We start from the raw sequence: 18,667 nt of genomic DNA, 5'->3' as shown, positions 1-18,667 counted from the left end.
CGGACGGCGGCGGCGACGACGGGCGCGCCCGCGGCGGCGGTGACGGGCGCGCAAACGGCGGCGGCGACGGCGTGCCCGCGGCGGCGGCGATGATGGCGCGCCGCGGTCGTCGCGAACGCATCAGCGCCGCGTTCGACGCGTTCGTCGACGCCGTCGAGGCCGCGCTGCGCGCCGCGGGCGGCGCCCGCGAGGAGGCCGTCCACGCGCATGCCCGCACGATGCTCGAACTGTGGCTGCGCGACGAGGGGATCGACGCCGCCCGCGCCGACCCCGGTCTCGCCGCCGCGCTCGGCTCGCCGGCGTTCGCCTCGGTCGTCGAACGTGTGGAGGCCGACCGGGCCGCCGCCTTCGACGGCTGGCAGGCCGACGGTCCCGCCGACCTGCGCACGGTGTTCGCCTCGGCCGCCCCCGGCGTCGCCGGTGACGACCCGGGCCGCTGGCTCGGCGAACCCGGCAAGGACGACGCCGCCGGTGCCGTACCCCGGCTGTGGCGCATCGGGGGTGCGTCGGTCGCGGGCGGTCCCGGGTTCCCCGTCGGCGTCCCGCTGCTGGACGACTCCCACCTGCAGGTCTCGTCCGACCCCGGCACCCGCGGCGCCGCCGAGGCCCTCGTCGAGGGCCTGCTCGTGCGGGTGCTGTCGCATTTCCGGCCGGGCCTGGTCACCGTCCACGTGTGGGACGTCGGCCAGTTCACCGGGTCGCTGCCCGGGCTCTACCCGCTGACGGGCAGCGGACTGCTCACCGTCCACGACCCCACCCGGCTGCCCGCGCTGCTCGAAGAGCTGTCCGACCGCATCCGTCGCGTCCACACCCGCGTCCTCGTCGACGGCCAGCCGTCGCTGCGCGCGCTCGCCCGCGAGACCGGCGACCCCCGCACCGAACCGTGGGTCGTCGCCGTCCTCGTCGGCAACCGGTCCGCGCTGTCCGAGGACGACCACCGCCAGCTCCAGCGCGTCGCCCGCGGTGGCCTGGCCTGCGGGATCTCCCTCGTCCTGCTCGACGTGCCCGTCACCCTCAGCGCCGCCGTCGAGACCGTCGACGTGGCGCCCGAGCGGGTGCGCTGCTCCATGACCGGCCCGCACGTCGACGTCGCCCTCGACGCCCCCCTCGAACGCGACCGCGTCGTCGCCGCCTGCCACGAGATCAGCCGCGAGCACGAGGACTGGCGCAGCCGCGTCGGCACCTTCGCCGACCTGCTGCCGCGGCACGCCACCGACGCCCGGCCACCCACCACCCACTCCGGCGTGCACGCGCCCATCGGGTTCGCCGACGGCGTCGCCAAGGACCTCGTGCTCGCCGACGCCTCGCCGCACGCGCTCGTCGGCGGGCCCAGCGGCACCGGCAAGACGAACCTGCTGCTCGCCATGATCGGCTCCATGGCCGCCAAGTACGGGCCCGACGAGCTGGAGTTCTACCTGCTCGACTTCAAGGAGGGGGTGTCGTTCGCGCAGTTCGCCCCCGGCCGGCGCGACCCCTCGTGGCTGCCGCACGCCCGGCTCATCGGCGTCAACGTCAACACCGACCGCGAGTTCGGACTCGCCCTGCTGCGCTTCCTGTCCGACGAGATGCGCCGCCGCGCCGAGGCCGCCAAACGCCACGAGGTCACCAAGCTCGAGGAGCTGCGCCGCCACGACCCCGAGGGCCGGTGGCCGCGGATCGTCGCCGTCGTCGACGAGTTCCAGTACCTGTTCGCCGAACGCGACGACGTCACCCGCGCCGCCACGTCGCTGCTGGAGGACGTGGCCCGCCGCGGCCGCTCCCAGGGCATCCACCTCGTCCTCGCCAGCCAGGACGTCTCCGGCATCGAAGCGTTCTGGGGCCGGCCCGCCATCTTCGAACAGTTCGTCCTGCGCATCGCCCTGCCCCGCGCCCGGCGCGTCCTCGCCGACCTCAACGACGCCGCCCTCGACCTCCCGCGCTGGCACGCCGTCCTCAACCACGAGTCCGGTATCCGGCACGGAAACGAGACCGTCCGGATCCCCGACGCCACCGCCCCCGGCACCGTGGACGTCGTGCAGCGCAACGCCTTCGAGGCCCGCCCGGCCGGTCTCGCCCCGCCCACCCTGTTCGACGGCTCGCGGGCGCCGCGATACTCCGACCTCTCCCGGGGCCCGGCGCGCGGTGGCGTGCCGCACGCGCTGCTCGGCCAGGTCATCGACGTCGCGGGCAGCCCCGCCACCGTCCCGCTTCCCGACGCCCCGGGCCGCAACGTCGCGGTCCTCGGCGCGGGCGCCGGCGACGCCCTCTCCGTCCTCGGCGCGGCCGCCATGTCCGTGATCTCCGACGGCGACGAGGTGGTCCTCGCGCCGCTGGTCACCGAGGCCGTCGACGCCGCGGCGGCCGTCGCCGCCCACCTCCCGGTCCCGGCGGAGACGATCGGGCTGCGTGGGGTCCGCGCACGTGTCGAGGCGCTCGCGGCCGAGGTCACCACCCGGCTCTCCGGCGGCCCCGGGCCCCGCCGCTACCTGGTCCTCTTCGGTGCCGACGCCGCCGACCACGTCCTCGACCGCCCCGGCACCGAGGCCCTGCGCCGCGTCCTGCACTTCGGGCCCGAGACCGGCGTCCACGTCCTCGGCTGGTGGCGCAGCGTCGCCCGCCTCAAGACCCTGCTCACCCTCGGGGCCTCGCCCGACGACGTCGGTGCCTGGGTCGCCCTCGACGTCCAGGGAGCCGAGCTGGGTGCTCTCGGCACCGGCGTCGTCGCGTGGGCGCCCCGGCCCGGGCGCGGGCTGTTCTTCGACCGCACCCAGCACGCGCGCCCGCAGGTCGTGATCGTGCCCGACATCTCCCACGGCGGGGGTACCCGGTGACCGACCCGATCCGCGAGTACAAGGCCGTGACCGCCGCGGTGACCGACGCCGTCGAGGCCCTGCGCGAGCGTGACCTCGCCCGCGCCGCCGAGCTCGGCCACACCCTGTCGACGCTCGACGCCACCATGGCCCGCGTCGGCGACCGTGTCGCGCTCTCCCGTGCCGGGGTGGAGCTGCTGTGGGAGGCGGCGCTGGAGATGCTGTGGTCGGAGTCGTGGATGACGTTGCGCCCCATGCCCTCGCCCGACCCCGCCGAGCCCGCGACCGGCCTGCGCAAAGCTCCTGATCTCGACGCCCTCGACGCCGAGGTCGCCGCCCGCTTCGCCGAGCTCGCCGACGCCGTCCGCCGCCGGGGCCTGAGCCTGCGCCGCTGAGAACCCGCCGAGCTCGACACGAGATCGGTTCGATCATGGTCGGGACCAGTCACACGTCGAACTCGGCGGGAGGGGAGTCAGTCCTCGTCGTCGCGGGCGAGGAAGCTCGCGAGGCGCTCCACGGCGTCCTCGAAGGTGGGATTGAGGTCGACGAAGGTGCGCAGCCGGTCGGCCAGCCACTCGACGCTGACCTGCTCCTCGCCGCGCCTGTCGACGAGCTCCTCGATACCCCGGTCGGTGAAGTACACGCCAGCATCCTAGGAAGCGGGCGTGCACCTCACCGACGCAGGCCGGATCAGGCCAGTGCCTCCTCGATCAGCGCGGCCTGCTCGAACTCGTGGACCTTCGACGACCCGGCGGCCGGGGCGGCCATGCGGCGTCGCGAGATCCGCTTGAGCCCGGCGAGACGCTCGATCTTCTCCGGCAGCGTGAGCCCGTAGAACGGCCAGGCGCCCTGGTTGGCCGGCTCCTCCTGCACCCACCGGACGTCGGTGGCGTTGGGGTAGCGGTCCAGGACGGCCTCGATCTGGCGGTGCGGCACCGGGTAGAGCTGCTCGACGCGCACGAGGGCGATGTCGTCGGGGTTGCCCTTCTTCTCCAGCGCGGCGGCGAGCTCCCAGTAGATCTTGCCGGAGCACAGCCGCAGCTTGCGCACGCTCGACGCCGGTCCGTCGCCCTGGCGGAAGCGGGGGTCGTCGATGACGGTGCGGAAGCGGCCGCCGGTGAAGTCGGACAGCGGGCTGACGACCTGCTTGGCGCGCAGCATCCACTTCGGGGTGAACACCACGAGCGGGCGGCGGACGCCGTCGAGGGCGTGGCGGCGCAGCAGGTGGAAGTAGTTCGCCGGCTCCGACGGCATGGCGACCGTCATGGAGCCCTCGGCGCACAGCTGCAGGAACCGCTCGATGCGCCCGGAGCTGTGGTCGGGGCCCTGGCCCTCCAGGCCGTGCGGCAGCAGCAGCACGACGTCGGCCATCTGCCCCCACTTGGCCTCGCCGGAGGAGATGAACTCGTCGATGATCGACTGGGCGCCGTTGACGAAGTCGCCGAACTGCGCCTCCCACATGACGAGGGCGTCGGGGTTGGCCACGGAGTAGCCGTACTCGAAGCCGACCGCCGCGTACTCCGACAGCGCCGAGTCGTAGGGCAGGAAGCGGCCCTGGTCCTCGGCGAGGTTGCGCAGCGGGAAGTACTCCTCGCCGTTCTTGCGGTCGATCAGGACGGAGTGGCGCTGCACGAACGTGCCGCGCCGCGAGTCCTGACCCGACAACCGGACGAGCTTGCCGTCCATGGCGAGCGAGCCCATCGCGAGGAGCTCGCCGAAGGCCCAGTCGACGCTGCCCTCGCGCGACATCTTCTCCCGCTTGGCCAGCACGGGCTTGACGCGCTGGTGGACGGTGAAGCCCTCGGGCAGCTGGACGTGGGCGTCACCGATGCGGTGGACGACCTTCAGCGGCACCGAGGTGTCGAGGTCGGAGGGCACGTGCTGCTCGTCCTCGACCGACGGCGACGCGGTCGGCGGGGTGCGTTCCAGCTCGCGGACCTCGTTGAAGACGTGCTCGAGCTGGTTGGAGAAGTCCTTGAGCGCGGCCTCGGCCTCGCCGACGGTGATGTCGCCGCGGCCGATGAGGGACTCGGTGTAGATCTTGCGGACGCTGCGCTTGGCGTCGATGACGTCGTACATCGCCGGCTGGGTCATCGAGGGGTCGTCGCCCTCGTTGTGGCCGCGCCGGCGGTAGCAGATCATGTCGATCACGACGTCGTTGTGCCAGCGCTCGCGGTACTCCACGGCGAGCTTGGCGACCCAGACGCAGGCCTCGGGGTCGTCGCCGTTGACGTGGAAGACGGGCGCGCCGATCATCTTCGCCACGTCGGTCGAGTACTGCGACGAACGCGACGCCTCGGGGGCGGTGGTGAACCCGACCTGGTTGTTGACGACGACGTGCACGGTGCCGCCGGTGCGGTAGCCGCGCAGCAGCGCCAGGTTCAGCGTCTCGGCGACCACGCCCTGCCCGGCGAACGCCGCGTCGCCGTGCATCAGCAGCGGCAGCACCGTGAACGCGCCGTCGCCCTGGTCGAGCAGGTCCTGCTTGGCGCGGACGATGCCTTCGAGGACCGGGTCGACAGCCTCGAGGTGGCTCGGGTTGGACGCCAGCGACACGACCGTCTCGCCGTCGCCGAACATCCGGAAGTACTTGCCCTCGGCGCCGAGGTGGTACTTGACGTCGCCGGAGCCGTGGGCCTGGCCGGGGTCGAGGTTGCCCTCGAACTCGCGGAAGATCTGGCTTATGGGCTTGCCGACGATGTTGGCGAGCACGTTGAGCCGGCCGCGGTGCGGCATACCGATGACGACCTCGTCGAGCTCCTGCTCGGCGGCCTTGTCGAGCACCGCGTCGAGCAGCGGGATGACGGTCTCGCCGCCCTCCAGCGAGAACCGCTTCTGCCCGACGTACTTGGTCTGCAGGAAGGTCTCGAACGCCTCGGCCGCGTTGAGCTTCGACAGGATGTACTTCTGCTCGACCACCGGGGGCTTCTGGTGCGGGACCTCGATGCGCTCCTGCAGCCAGGCCCGCTGCTCCGGGTCGGCGATGTGCATGTACTCGGTGCCGATGGTGCGGCAGTAGGCGTCGCGCAGCACACCGAGGACGTCGCGCAGCTTCATCCGGGACTGGCCGGAGAACCCGCCGACGGCGAACTCGCGGTCGAGGTCCCACAGCGTGAGCCGGTGGGACAGGACGTCGAGGTCGGGGTGGCGGCGCTGGCGGTAGTTGAGCGGGTCGGTGTCGGCCATGAGGTGGCCGCGCGTGCGGTAGGACTCGATCAGCTCGAGCACCCGGGCGGTCTTGTCGACGGCGCCCTCGGGGATGTCCTGCACCCAGCGGACCGGCTCGTACGGCACCCGCAGCGAGCGGAAGATGTCGTCGTAGAAGCCGTCGCCGCCGAGGAGCAGGTGGTGCACGCGGCGCAGGAAGTCGCCCGACTCGGCGCCCTGGATGATGCGGTGGTCGTAGGTCGACGTCAGCGTGATGATCTTGCTGATGCCGATCTCGGCGAGCCGCTCCTCGCTGGCGCCCTGGAACTCGGCGGGGTACTCCATCGCGCCGACGCCGATGATCGCGCCCTGGCCCTGCATCAGCCGCGGCACCGAGTGGTTCGTGCCGAGCGTGCCGGGGTTGGTGAGGCTGATCGTCGTGCCCGCGAAGTCCTCCGCGGTGAGCGCGCCGTTGCGGGCCTTGTGGATCATCGCCTCGTAGGCGGACCAGAACTGCGCGAAGGTCATCGACTCGCAGCCCTTGATCGACGCGACGACGAGCGAGCGCTGACCGTTCTTGCCCTGCAGGTCGATCGCGAGGCCGAGGTTGACGTGCTCGGGCTGGGCGACGGCGGGCCTGCCGTCGGTCTCGGTGTAGTACCGGTTCATCACCGGGAAGTCGGCCAGCGCCTTGACCAGCGCGTAGCCGATGAGGTGGGTGAACGACAGCTTGCCGCCGCGGGTGCGCTTGAGCTGGTTGTTGATGACGATGCGGTTGTCGGCCAGCAGCTTGGCCGGGACCGCGCGCACGCTCGTGGCGGTGGGCACCGTCAGCGACGCGTTCATGTTCTTCACGACGGCGTTCGCCGCACCCCGCAGCGGGGTGAGTGCGCCGGCCGGGGCCGCGGGGGCCGGCTTCGCGGCGGCGCGCGACGTGGTGCCGGCGACCGGCTTCGCCGCAGCGCCGGCGGCCTCGGCGGCGGGCTTCGGGGCGGCCGCGGCGGCGCTCTGGTTGTTCGTGGTGGTCGAGGTGACGGCGGCGGGTCCCGCGGTCCGGCGCTGCTCCGTCGCGGCCGTCCCGGAGGCGGCGGCGGAGTGCGTCGAGCCGGCGGCCTGGCCGTCAGCGGTCTTCGTGGTGGGGGTGGCGGTGGACCCGTTGCCGGACGCGGCGTCGCCCTCCGGCGGCCGGTAGTCGGCGAAGAACTCGTGCCAGGCGGCGTCGACGGCCCCCGGATCGTCGAGGAATCGCTGGTACATCTCCTCGACGAGCCAATCGTTGGGGCCGAACTGGCTCGCCTGGTCGGAGGTACTGCTGGTGGACACGCTGAATCGCCTCGGTTCGCTCGATCGTCGTCACTCCGCCGGGACCCTCACACGGTAGTCCTCCCCCTGAGGGGGAGGTAACGCACGGAGGTACCTCTGGGTGTCGCGTTCGTCGCTCCCGGCGTTTCACTACGTGTCGAGCCACTCCCTGACCTGTCCCAGCAGGCCCACCGGGTCCTTCGACACCGGCGTGACGTGCAGGTGCGTCACCCCGGCCTCGGCGAGCGAGGCGATGCGCTCCTTGATCTTCCCGGGCGGCCCGGTGAGCGTCATGCCGTCGATGAACTCGTCCGGCAGCGCGGCGGCCGCCTCCTCCTTGCGGCCGTCCAGGTAGAGGTCCTGCACCGTCGCCGCCGTGTCGGTCCAGCCCTGGCGGGAGAACACGGTGTTGTAGAAGTTCTTCCCGCGCGCGCCCATGCCTCCGATGTAGAGCGCGTACAGCGCCCGCGCGGCGTTGCGGGCGTGGACGATCATGTCGTCGTCGACGGCCAGGAACCCGCCCCCCGTGATCTGCAGCGGCCCGAGCGCGGGGTCCCGCTTCGCGAAACCCTTCTGCAGGGCGTCGGCGAAGACTTCGTGCACCTTCTCCGGGATCACGACGTGCGGCAGCCATCCGTGCGCGATCTCCGCCGTCATCGCGACGTTGCGTTCGCCGAGCGAGGCGATCCACACCGGGATGTCGGCGCGGACGGGGTGGTTGATCAGCTTGAGCGGCTTGCCCAGCCCGGTGCCCCGGTCCTCGGGCAGCGGGATCTCGTAGAGGCCCTTGTGCACCACGCGCTCGCGCGCCCACACCTTGCGGCAGATCTCGACGACCTCGCGGGTCCGCGCCACCGGCTTGTCGTACGCGACGCCGTGGAAGCCCTCGATCACCTGCGGCCCCGACGCGCCCAGCCCCAGCAGGAACCGCCCGCCCGACAGCGCGTCCAGCGACGCCGCGGTCATCGCCGTCAGCGTGGGGGTGCGGCTGTAGATCGGGAGGATGCCGGACCCGATCTCGACCCGGTCGGTGCGCGCGGCGAGGAAGCCCATCGTCGAGACGGCGTCGAAGCTGTAGGCCTCCGCGACCCACACGACGTCGAGCCCGGCCTTCTCCATCTCGACGACGGACTCGGCCGTCGCGCGCGGGTCGTCGCCGTAGGAGACCTGGGTGGAGAGCTTCATCGCCGGCATGGTCGACAGTTAGCCGCAGAAGTTACCGGTGGGTCAAGTTCGAGTCGATCACGCGTCGGACCACGGAGTCGTCCGGCGCTGCGCGACGACGCCGTCGACCTCGACGTCGAGCCGCTCGTCGAAGAAGGCGACGAGGTCGGTGAGCTGGGCGGCGTCGGGCAGCGGGGCGGGATAGGTCCAGGCGACGTCGGCGCGGGTCGCCGACGACAGATAGGCGGCCCTGCCCTTGTAGGCGCAGGTGCTGACCGTGTCGCTGGCGTGCAGCTCGGCGACGACGTCCTCGCGCGGCAGGTAGTAGCGGACCGGCAGCGTCGTCTCGAAGACCAGCGTGGGCCTGCGGCTGTCGGCGAGTACCCGGTCGCCGTCGCGGACGACGACGTGGCGGGAGCTGCGCCGGGCGTCGACGCGGTGGTAGGGGTCGCGGGGGTGCCCGACGACGTCCTCGTCCTCCTCGGCCCACCGGTCCGGCGCGTCGAAGTCGACGACGACGTACCCCGCGAGGTCCGGGTCCTCCGGGCGGAACGCCGCGCCGCGCAACGGTTCCGCACCGCCGGTGCTCAGCGTCAGGACCGCGCCCGCACAGCTGTGCACGCCGAAGCCGGTCGCGGGCGTCAGCACCTCGGCGCCGCCCGGCCCGACCGGCACCGCGCCCGGCCCGTGGCGGCGGCCGGAGAAGCCGGGGTCGGGGGTGAGGTGGGTGCGCACGTCGTCGACCGGGACGGCGTACTGCGGAACGACCCGCCCCGGTTCCCACACGAGCAGCGCGTGCGTCGAGTCCAGCAGCAGCCGGTCGCCCGACCACGCGCGAACACGTCGTGCGATCGGCTCGTGGCGCAGCCCGGTGAGGCTCGCGGCGAGATGGTCGCCGACCCGAATCGCCATGGCGGTCTCCGTCCGTTCGGGCCCGCCGCGGCGTCGCGGGTCAGGGCCGTCGCAGTGTGAAGTATGCGTACCGGCGGTCGAGATCGTCCTGCGGGCGCAGCTCGACCAGCTCGGGGGCGAACCCGACCCGGGTGGCCAGCTCCCAGAACTCCTCGACCCGGTAGGCCGTCATGCCGGCGACCGACGACCGGTAGCCCCAGCGTCGTGGGCGGGTCGCCCACGTCCCGTCGCTGTACTTGATCTGGATGCTCGCGATCCCGCCCGGGCGCAGCATCCGGTGGGCCAGCGTCAGCAGCCGGGCGCCGTACTCGCGGGTCGGCAGCAGCTCGAACACGTAGTAGGACAGCCAGAGGTCGCACGATCCGATGCCCGCCGCGGCGTCCTCGGGGTGGGCGACGTCGACGAGCACGGGCTTCCACGGGGTGTCGCACACGGCCCCGACCTGCGTCCCGCACTCGACGAGGCTCTCGGCGGCGACGTCGACGCCGACGAACTCGTCGGCGCGCGGCGCGAAGTGGACGGCGTTCGCCCCGCCGCCGCAGCCCCATTCGACGATGCGTCCCCACCGGTCCGCGGGCCGTCCGAGCGCGCGCTCGGCGCGTTCGACCATCGCGAGGTGGCGCCGGCCGAGGTCCGACCAGAGGTCGTTACCGGAGAAGACGTCGGCGTCACGCCAGTGCGAGTCCGATCGCCAGCGGTCGCCGCCCCCGCCGACCCAGTAGTCGCGGGCCTGTTCGGCAAGCGTCTCCTGGGACCGGCGGACGCCCGCGGCGGTCAGGACGCGCAGCGCACGGTCCTCGACACCTCGCACGACCTGCTTCACCGCGGGTACCAGCACGGGAACCGCCTCTCGGTCGTCGGTCACCGAGAGACGAGCTCGTTCCGGATCTGGCACGCGCTACCGTCTTGTGACGCGTATCACACAAACTGGACTATTCGGACCATTCGGACCCGTCAGACCGTCTGCCGGTCCCGGCCCTCCCAGTACGGCGCCCGCAGGTCCTTCTTGAGGATCTTGCCCGTGGGGTTGCGGGGCAGCTCGGCGACCACGTCCACGGACTTCGGGCACTTGAACGAGGCCAGATGGTCGCGGCAGTACGCGAGCAGGGCCTCGCGGTCGATCGTCGCCCCCGCCGTGGCGACCACGACGGCCTTGCCGACCTCGCCCCAGCGGTCGTCGGGCACCCCGATCACGGCGACGTCGCCCACGTCGGGATGCTCCGCCAGGACACGCTCGATCTCCGCGGGATAGATGTTCTCCCCGCCGCTGATGATCATGTCCTTGATCCGGTCGGTGACGTAGACGTAGCCGTCCGCGTCCATGTGCCCGCCGTCGCCGGAGCGCAGCCAGCCGTCGTCGGTGATCGCGTCCGCGGTGGCCTCCGGCTTGCGCCAGTAGCCGGCCATCAGCTGATCGGTGCGGACCCACACCTCACCGGGCTCGCCCGTCGGCACCCGGTCGCCGGTGGCGGGATCGCGGATCTCGATCTCCACGCCCGGGATCGGGGTACCCGCGGACACCAGCCGGTGCGCGACGTCGGGGTTCTCGTGGTCGGCCGGGCCGAGCGCGGTGACGACGCCGCACGCCTCGGTCATCCCGTACACCTGCTGCAACGTGCCCGGGAACAACGCGACGCAGGCCCGCAGCACGGGCAGCGGGATCGGGGAGGCGCCGTAGGACAGGATCTTCAGCGACGAGAAGTCGCGGTCGGCGGCGCCGGGGACGGCGGCGAGCGCGGCCATGAGCGCCGGCACCAGGAACGTGTGGGTGATGCGTTCGGCGACGAACATGTCGAGCACCGCGGCCGGGTCGGGGATGCGCAGCAGCACCATCCGCGCGCCCGCGGTCAGGGCGACGAAGGCGTAGCTCGTCCCGCCGACGTGGAACAGCGGCATCGCGACCTGCACGACCGCGCCCGCCTCCATCGGGATGTGCGCCAACGTGTTCCTCGCGTGGGCGAGCATCCCGCGGTGGGTGAGCATCGCGCCCTTGGGGAACCCCGTGGTCCCGGACGTGTAGAGCTGCACGAAGCAGTCGTCGGGGGCCGGTGGGTGCACCCGGGTGTCCGGCTCGTGGGCCGCGAGCCAGGCCTCGTACTCGTCGTCGGCGCCGCCGATGCGGACGATCCGCTCGACCGTCGGAATCTTGTCCCGCAACGACTCCGCGGCGCCCGCGAACTCCGGGCCGACGAACAGCAGCTTCGCGTCGGCGTCGTTGATCACGTACACGATCTCGGGCGGCGCCAGCCGGAAGTTGACGACGGCGTTGGCCGCCCCGATGTGCGCGCACGCCAGCGTGAGCTCGAGGCACGACGGGTGGTTGAGGTCGAGGACGGCGATCCGGTCGCCGGGGCCGATCCCCGCCGCCCGCAGCGCGCCCGCGAGCCGCTGCACCCGTTCCCGCAGCTCCCGCCACGTTCGCGTGTGACCCCCGGCGCGGAGGACCTCGTCGTCGGCACGCTCGGTCGCCCAGTGCGCGAGCAGCGCGGGGATGTCGGAGAACTGCGGCGTCATCGGCGCTCCCGGTTCCGGCGGTGCTGGTGTGTCGCACGCCACGCTAGCGCCGCGGCGCGGTCACCGGAACCGGACGTTTCGCGCGGCAGGCCCCTCACGGACGCACGCACGCGGGCGGACCCGCCCCGGCGCCGGGGCGGCCCGCCCGGCCCGCGTCACCCCCCGTTGAACTCGTCGGGATGCGGCCCGATCCGGCCGTCCGAGTCGAGCGCCGACAGCGCGGCGACGTCGTCGTCGGACAACGCGAAGCCGAACACGTCGGCGTTCTCCGCGATCCGCGACGGCGTGACCGACTTCGGGATCACGACGTTGCCCAGCTGCAGGTGCCAGCGCAGGATCACCTGCGCCGCCGTGCGTCCGTGCGCGGCCGCGATCTTGCCCACGACCGGGTCCTCCAGCAGCCCGCCACGCGCGAGCGGGCTCCACGCCTCGGTGGCGATCCCGTGCTCGGCGTGGAAGGCGCGCAACGGCTCCTGCGTCAGGTTCGGGTGCAGCTCCACCTGGTTGACCGACGGCACGACGCCCGTCTCGTCGATCACCCGCTGCAGGTGCGGGACCTGGAAGTTGGACACGCCGACCGAGCGCACCCGGCCCGAGTCGCGCAGCTCCACGAGTGCCTGGAACGTGTCGACGTAGCGGTCGCGCGCCGGCGTCGGCCAGTGGACGAGGTACAGGTCGAGGGTGTCGAGGCCGAGCCGGTCGAGGCTCGCGTCGAACGCCGCCAGCGTGGCGTCACGGCCCTGGTCGGCGTTCCACACCTTGGTCGTGACGAACAGCTCCTCGCGCGGGACACCCGACTCCGCGATGGCCTCGCCGACCTCGCGCTCGTTGTCGTAGATGCGGGCCGTGTCGACGTGGCGGTAGCCGACGCGCAGCGCCTCGGCCACCGACGCCTTCGTCTCGCCGGGCGGGACCAGGAACACCCCGAATCCGAGCTGAGGGATCTCGACGCCGTCGTTCAATGTGATGTGCGGTACCTGGGTCACGCGGTGTCGCAACGCGTCCGGAGCCGCGGGCCTTCCGGATCGTGCGGTGGCTCACCGTCGGCGACGGGCAGGATGTCGGTGGGCGGGCATAGCCTGCTCGGGTGGTGGCGGCAACGGTCGACGTGGAGGCAATCGAGAAGCCCGAGAAACACGGACCCGGCTGGATCCGCAAGCTCGTGCGCGCCTGCATGCGCCATCGCGGGGTGACGATCGGCGCGCTCGTGGCGTCGGTGTGCGGGGTCAGCCTCGACGCCGTCGGCCCCCTGCTCACCCGGGTCGCCGTCGACGACGCGGTCCGCGGAGTCACCGACGTGCTGGTCCCGGTCGTCGTCGCGATCCTCGCGCTGGCCACGATCCGCTTCGGGGCCTCGTTCCTGCGCCGCTACCTCGCCGGCCGGATGGCCCTCGACGTGCAGCACGACCTGCGCCGCCAGGTGTTCGCCGCCGTCCAACGTCTCGACGGGCAGCGCCAGGACCAGATGCGCACCGGCCAGGTCGTGTCCCGCGCCATCACCGACCTGCAGCTCGTGCAGAGCCTGCTGTCCATGGTGCCGCTCGCCGCAGGCACGGTCGTGCTCGTCGTCGCGTCCGTCGTCGCCATGCTGTGGCTGTCACCGCTGCTCACCGTCGTCGCGCTGGTCATGCTGCCGCTCGCCGCGTTTGTCACCAACCGCACCCGGCGCACCCTCTTCCCCGCCACCTGGTCGGCGCAGCAGCGCGCCGCCGACGTCGCCCAGCAGGTCGAGGAGACCGTCACCGGCGTCCGCGTCGTCAAAGGCTTCGGGCAGGAGGACCGCGAGGTCGCCACCCTCGAACGCATCTCGCGACGGCTGTTCGCCGAACGCATGCGCGCCGCCCGGATGACCTCCCGGCTCAACCCGACGCTGCTCGCCCTGCCCACCCTCGGCCAGGTCGCCGTCATCGGCGTCGGCGGAGCGCTGGCCCTCAACGGGTCGATCACCATCGGCACGTTCCTGGCGTTCACCACCTACGTCGCGCAGCTCGTCGGACCCGCCCGGCTCGTCGGGTCGCTCATCGTGTCCGCCCAGCTCGCCCGCGCCGGCGTCGAACGCGTCTACGACCTCGTCGACACGTCCTCCGACGTCACCGACCCCGACGACCCCGACACCCTCCCCGACGGCCCGCTCGGCATCGAGCTCGACGACGTCTCCTTCGGCTACACCCGCCGCGACCCCGTGCTCGACGGCGTCACCCTCACCGTCGCGCCCGGAGAGACCGTCGCGATCGTCGGCGGCGCCGGCTCCGGCAAGTCCACCGTCGCACTGCTCCTCCCACGCTTCTACGACCCCCAGGCCGGGACACTGCGCCTCGGCGGCGTCGACCTGCGCCGGCTGCGGCTCGCCGACCTGCGCTCCGAGCTCGGCGTCGTGTTCGAAGAGGCGTTCCTGTTCTCCGACACCATCCGCGCCAACATCGCCTACGCCCGACCCGGCGCGAGCGACGACGAGATCCGCGCCGCCGCCGAAGCAGCCCAGGTCGCGGGCTTCGTCGAGGCACTACCCGACGGCTACGACACCCTCGTCGGCGAACGCGGCCTCACCCTGTCCGGCGGCCAACGCCAACGCATCGCCCTGGCCCGCGCCATGCTCACCGCGCCCCGGGTCCTCGTCCTCGACGACGCCACCTCCGCCGTCGACACCGCCACCGAAGCCGCCATCCACGCCACCCTGCGCACCCTCACCGCGGAGCGCACCACGCTGCTCGTCGCCCACCGCCGCTCCACCCTCGCCCTCGCCGACCGCATCGCCGTCCTCGACCACGGCCGCGTCGCCGACGTCGGCACCGAAGCCGAGCTGGTCGCGCGCAGCCCGCTGTTCCGCAGCCTGCTCGCTGCCGACGAGCCTCTCCCCGCCGCCGAGCTGCCTGTCCCGGTCGCCGTCGACGGGGTCACTGCCTCCCTGTGGCCCGAGCCCGTCGCCGGACCCGCCGTCGGCTCCGAGGGGGCCGTCCGCGCCGCCGCCGCGTCCGGCGGCGGGATGCGCGGCAGCGCCGGAGCGACCGCGATGGTCGGCGGCATCCCCGCCACCCCGTCGCTGCTCGCCGCGGTCGACCGGCTCCCGCCCGCCACCGAGAAACCCCGCCTCGGCGACACCGACCCCACCACCCCGCAGGACGGCGCCCGCCTCGTCCGGATCCTCGCGCCGGTCCGCGGCCTGCTCGCCCTCGGACTGCTGCTCGTCTCCCTCGACGCACTCACCTCGCTGGCGTTCCCCACCGTCGCCCGCTACGCCGTCGACAACGGCATCACCGCCCGGTCCGCCCACGCCGTCCTCGTCGCCACCCTCCTCGGCATCGGGCTCGTCGCCGTCGGCTGGTTCGTCGTCGCCGCCGAAACGCTGGTCACCTCCCGGACCGGCGAGAGCCTGCTGTACTCGCTGCGCGTCCGCAGCTACGCCCACCTGCAACGACTCGGCCTCGACTACTACGAGCGCGAACTCTCCGGCCGCATCATGACGCGGATGACCACCGACGTCGACGCCCTCTCGACGTTCCTGCAGACCGGCCTCACCCAGGCCGTCGTCAGCCTCCTCACCGTCGTCGGCGTCGCCGTCGCCCTCCTCGTCACCGACGCCGAGCTCGCCCTCGTCGCCCTCTCCGTCCTGCCCCTGCTGATCGTCGCCACCATCGTGTTCCGACGCCTCTCCTCCCGCGCCTACGCCGAGGCCCGCGAGAAGGTCAGCGCCGTCAACGCCGACATGCAGGAGAACGTCTCCGGCGTGCGCGTCGCCCAGGCGTTCGTCCGCGAAGAACACAGCGCCCAGGCATTCGGCGCCCGCAGCGACGCCTACCGCCGCACCCGGCTGCGCGCCCAGCGCTACATCGCCACGTACTTCCCCGGCGTCGCCTACCTCTCCGACATCGCCCAGGCCGCAGTCCTCGGCGTCGGCGCCGCCCGCGTCGCCTCCGGCGACCTCACCCCCGGCATCCTCACCGCGTTCCTGCTCTACCTCGGCATGTTCTTCGCCCCCGTCCAAGCCCTCTCCCAGGTGTTCGACGGCTACCAGCAGGCCCGCGTCGGCCTCACCCGCATCTCCGAGCTCCTGCGCACCCGCACCTCCGTCCCCGCCGCACCCGACGAACGCCTCGGCCCACCCGTCGACGTCCCCGCCCGGCTCCGCGGCGACGTCGAGCTCCGCGACGTCTGCTTCCGCTACGACGCCGGCGCCGACCCCGCCGTCGTCGGCATCGACCTGCACGTCCGGCCGGGGGAGACCATCGCCCTCGTCGGCGCCACCGGCGCAGGCAAGTCCACCCTGGTCAAACTCGTCTCCCGGTTCTACGACGTCCGAGCCGGCGCCGTCCTCGTCGACGGCGTCGACATCCGCCGCTACCCGCTGCCTGCCTACCGGCAACGCCTCGGCGTCGTCCCCCAGGAACCCCACCTGTTCACCGGCGACCTCGCCGCCAACATCGCCTACGGCCGCCCCGACGCCACCCCCGCCGACGTCGAACGCGCCGCCCGCGCCGTCGGCGCCCTCCCGCTCGTCCGGTCGCTGCCCGGCGGATTCCGCCACCCCGTCGGCGAACGCGGCCAAGGCCTCTCCGCCGGGCAGCGCCAGCTCGTCGCCCTCGCCCGCGCCGAGCTCGTCGACCCCGACATCCTCGTGTTCGACGAGGCCACCGCCGCCCTCGACCCCGCCACCGAAGCCGCCGTCCTCGCCGCCGGCGACCACGTGACCTCGCGCCGCACCGCCTTCGTCGTCGCCCACCGGCTCGCCACCGCCGCCCGCGCCGACCGGATCGTCGTCCTCGACGGCGGCCGCGTCGTCGAACAGGGCCCCCACGCCGACCTCCTCGCGGCAGGCGGCCGCTACGCCGCCCTCTGGGCCGCGGGCGAACTGGAACCGGCCGCCCCCGACCCGACTCCGGGACCGGCTCCCGACCCGGCCGAGCCCCGCTCGGCCTGACCCCTGGGGGCCCGATCTGTGGTGGCCTGGCCCCTGGGGGCCTGATCTGTGGGTGGCCTGATCTGTGGGGGCCTGGTCCGTGGGTGTCCCGGCCGCTGGGTGTCCCGGCCGCTGGGTGGCCCGGCCGCTGGGTGGCCCGGCCGCTGGGTGGCCCGATCTCAGGGTGGCCCGGCCCCCGGGTTGGGCTGGCCCCCGTGGTGCTCGTCGAGAGTGGCGGTTGGGCGACGGATTCGTCGCTCAGGCGCCGGAAACAGCGATCGTGGGGGTAAGCGCGGCTCGGATCTCGGCCAGGACACGGTCCGCGGCGCCCGTCAGGTCGTGCCAGGTGAAGCGCAGCAAGGTCCAGCCCGCAGCGACGAGCGCGTTGCCCTTGCGACGGTCCGTGGCGAACCTCTCGACGTCGACGTGCCAGGCCCAGCCATCCACCTCGATCGCGACGCGCGCGGCCGGGAACGCTACATCGACGACGAACGGGCCGAACGGATGGGCCAGGACCCACCCCTCGACCGCCGCATCCCGCAGCAGCCGCACGAGCAAGCGCTCCGCGGCCGAACCCGCGCCGTCCGCCGCGGCGGTCAGCAGCCGGCCGGCAGCCGCCGACCCGCGCATGCCGAGGTTGCGCGAGTGGGCGCGTCGCAGCGTCGGGAGACGGACGTGACGCTGCAACGCCCGATCGAGGAACGCCGACCCGTCGGGCAGGGCGACGGCAGTCTCGAGGGTGGTCAGCGGCACCGCGCTGACCCAGATGTCGTGGATGCCGACCCGGTCGGCGTGGTCCAGCGCGCGACGGCGGACCCGCACACCTGGCCGGGACCGCACGCCGGCAGACTTCGCCAGCGTGACGTCGACGACATCGGGCGCCGTCGGCAGCATCCCGTGCCAGTAGGCCGCGGCGGGCCCGCAGACCGTCGCCTCTTCCCCGGCCCACAGCCATGCGGCCCGGACCCGCACCTCGTCGGTGACGCGGTGCCCGGCAGCGAGGTACACGGCCGGATGCAGCCGTTCCCAACCCGCCTCGGCTGCCCGTCGTTGCAGGGTGCGGGGCGACACCCCGTGCGCCTGCGCCTGACGGACGGCAACGAGTCCAGCCTGGCGGCGCAGCAGTTCGTCGAGCACGGGAGCAGGCTGCCGCCCTCCGGCGTCTCGCGCAGCGAATCGCGCAACCTGTTTGCGATCGCCTCCTGTTGCGATCGCCTCCTGTTGCGACCGCCCCCTGTTGCGACCGCCCCCTGTTGCGACCGCCCCCTGTTGCGACCGCCTCGGCGTGATCACCGTTCGTGGCTGCTGCGCGATCGAGGCGCCACAAGTAGCGATCATGCGGCCGGGTCGGCGCGGCGTGGCCATTGGCCACGGGGTTGCTCAAGATCGCCAGCTGAGGCTGCTGAGCGACGGATACATCGCCGGACCGCCACAGACGTTGATCAGGGGTGGGGGTGCGGACAGAGAGCAGGGCTGAGGTGGGGCGGGTGGGCAGAACCGGGCCGAGCCGCTGGCAGGCGGGTGGTCCACCAGGGATCGTTGGTTGTGGCGGACGACCGACAGGTGTCGTTCAGGCGCCACAGATGCCGATCACGGACCCGCGGGTGGACCGGGCAAGTTCCTTTGGGTGAAGCCCATGATCGTCAGTTGTGGCGGTTGCCCGACGGAGGTGTCGCTCAAGGGCCGGGAACGCTGATCAGGGCCGTGGGTTGGCGAGGGGTGGGCGGCTGCTCAGGCCATGGTCGTTGGTGGCTGGGCGACGGAGGTGTCGCTGGAGCGCCGGGAACGCTGATCAGGGCCCTGGGTTGGTGAGGGCGGGCGGCTGCCCAGGCCATGGTCGTTGGTTGTGGCGGTTGCCCGACGGAGGCGTCGCTCTGGCACCGGGAACGCTGATCATGGCTTGGTCGGCGGCGGGAGGTGCGCGCTGATCGTCGGTTGTGGTGGA

11 protein-coding genes are annotated in these 18,667 nt (G+C 72.9%); 3 read left to right on the top strand and 8 right to left on the bottom strand.

Annotation, left to right across the window (positions count from 1 at the left end; genetic code table 11):
- Positions 1–2,810 (top strand): FtsK/SpoIIIE domain-containing protein (locus PSU4_RS27940; protein ID WP_307724806.1); only part of this gene is annotated, 2,810 nt, incomplete at its 5' end.
- Positions 2,807–3,184: a hypothetical protein gene (locus tag PSU4_RS27935; RefSeq protein ID WP_147114965.1), complete on the top strand. Its 378-nt coding sequence runs from the start codon at positions 2,807–2,809 to the stop codon at positions 3,182–3,184. The genes PSU4_RS27940 and PSU4_RS27935, both read left to right, overlap by 4 nt.
- 77 nt (positions 3,185–3,261) lie before the next feature.
- Here the strand turns inward: PSU4_RS27935 and PSU4_RS31625 are convergent, their stop codons facing one another.
- The 7 genes from PSU4_RS31625 to PSU4_RS27905 form a co-directional block, all read right to left on the bottom strand.
- On the bottom strand, positions 3,262–3,432 hold the full coding sequence (locus tag PSU4_RS31625) for a DUF6104 family protein (protein WP_186817226.1): 171 nt from the start codon (positions 3,430–3,432) through the stop codon (positions 3,262–3,264).
- A gap of 47 nt (positions 3,433–3,479) precedes the next feature.
- Positions 3,480–7,193 (bottom strand): multifunctional oxoglutarate decarboxylase/oxoglutarate dehydrogenase thiamine pyrophosphate-binding subunit/dihydrolipoyllysine-residue succinyltransferase subunit, encoded by a 3,714-nt coding sequence (locus PSU4_RS27930; protein ID WP_246115398.1) that lies wholly within the window; start codon positions 7,191–7,193, stop codon positions 3,480–3,482.
- Between the two features lie 195 nt (positions 7,194–7,388).
- Positions 7,389–8,423: an LLM class F420-dependent oxidoreductase gene (locus PSU4_RS27925; RefSeq protein ID WP_147114959.1), complete on the bottom strand. Its 1,035-nt coding sequence runs from the start codon at positions 8,421–8,423 to the stop codon at positions 7,389–7,391.
- 57 nt (positions 8,424–8,480) lie between these two features.
- Positions 8,481–9,314, bottom strand: a complete 834-nt coding sequence (locus tag PSU4_RS27920) for a DUF427 domain-containing protein (RefSeq protein ID WP_147114955.1) — start codon at positions 9,312–9,314, stop codon at positions 8,481–8,483.
- Positions 9,315–9,354: 40 nt separating this feature from the next.
- Positions 9,355–10,179 (bottom strand): class I SAM-dependent methyltransferase, encoded by an 825-nt coding sequence (locus PSU4_RS27915; protein ID WP_246115397.1) that lies wholly within the window; start codon positions 10,177–10,179, stop codon positions 9,355–9,357.
- Between the two features lie 89 nt (positions 10,180–10,268).
- Entirely contained in the window at positions 10,269–11,828 is a 1,560-nt protein-coding gene (locus PSU4_RS27910; protein WP_147114951.1) for a long-chain-fatty-acid--CoA ligase, read from the bottom strand.
- 155 nt (positions 11,829–11,983) lie between these two features.
- The gene (locus PSU4_RS27905; protein WP_147114948.1) at positions 11,984–12,814 is read right to left on the bottom strand and encodes an aldo/keto reductase; all 831 of its coding nucleotides are present in this window, start codon (positions 12,812–12,814) and stop codon (positions 11,984–11,986) included.
- A gap of 188 nt (positions 12,815–13,002) precedes the next feature.
- Between PSU4_RS27905 and PSU4_RS27900 the strand changes: the two genes are divergently transcribed.
- Complete coding sequence (locus PSU4_RS27900) at positions 13,003–16,743, top strand: ABC transporter ATP-binding protein (protein ID WP_147114968.1); 3,741 nt, start codon at positions 13,003–13,005, stop codon at positions 16,741–16,743.
- 237 nt (positions 16,744–16,980) lie between these two features.
- On the opposite strand, the gene PSU4_RS27895 is transcribed toward PSU4_RS27900, so the two are convergent.
- Complete coding sequence (locus PSU4_RS27895; RefSeq protein ID WP_147114945.1) at positions 16,981–17,859, bottom strand: type IV toxin-antitoxin system AbiEi family antitoxin domain-containing protein; 879 nt, start codon at positions 17,857–17,859, stop codon at positions 16,981–16,983.
- Positions 17,860–18,667: the final 808 nt, after the last annotated feature.

The sequence above is a fragment of the Pseudonocardia sulfidoxydans NBRC 16205 genome (genome assembly GCF_007989085.1).
Classification (GTDB): Bacteria; Actinomycetota; Actinomycetes; order Mycobacteriales; family Pseudonocardiaceae; genus Pseudonocardia; species Pseudonocardia sulfidoxydans.
Note: the sequence above shows the minus strand (reverse complement) of the source record. Positions and strands in the feature narration are given on the sequence as shown.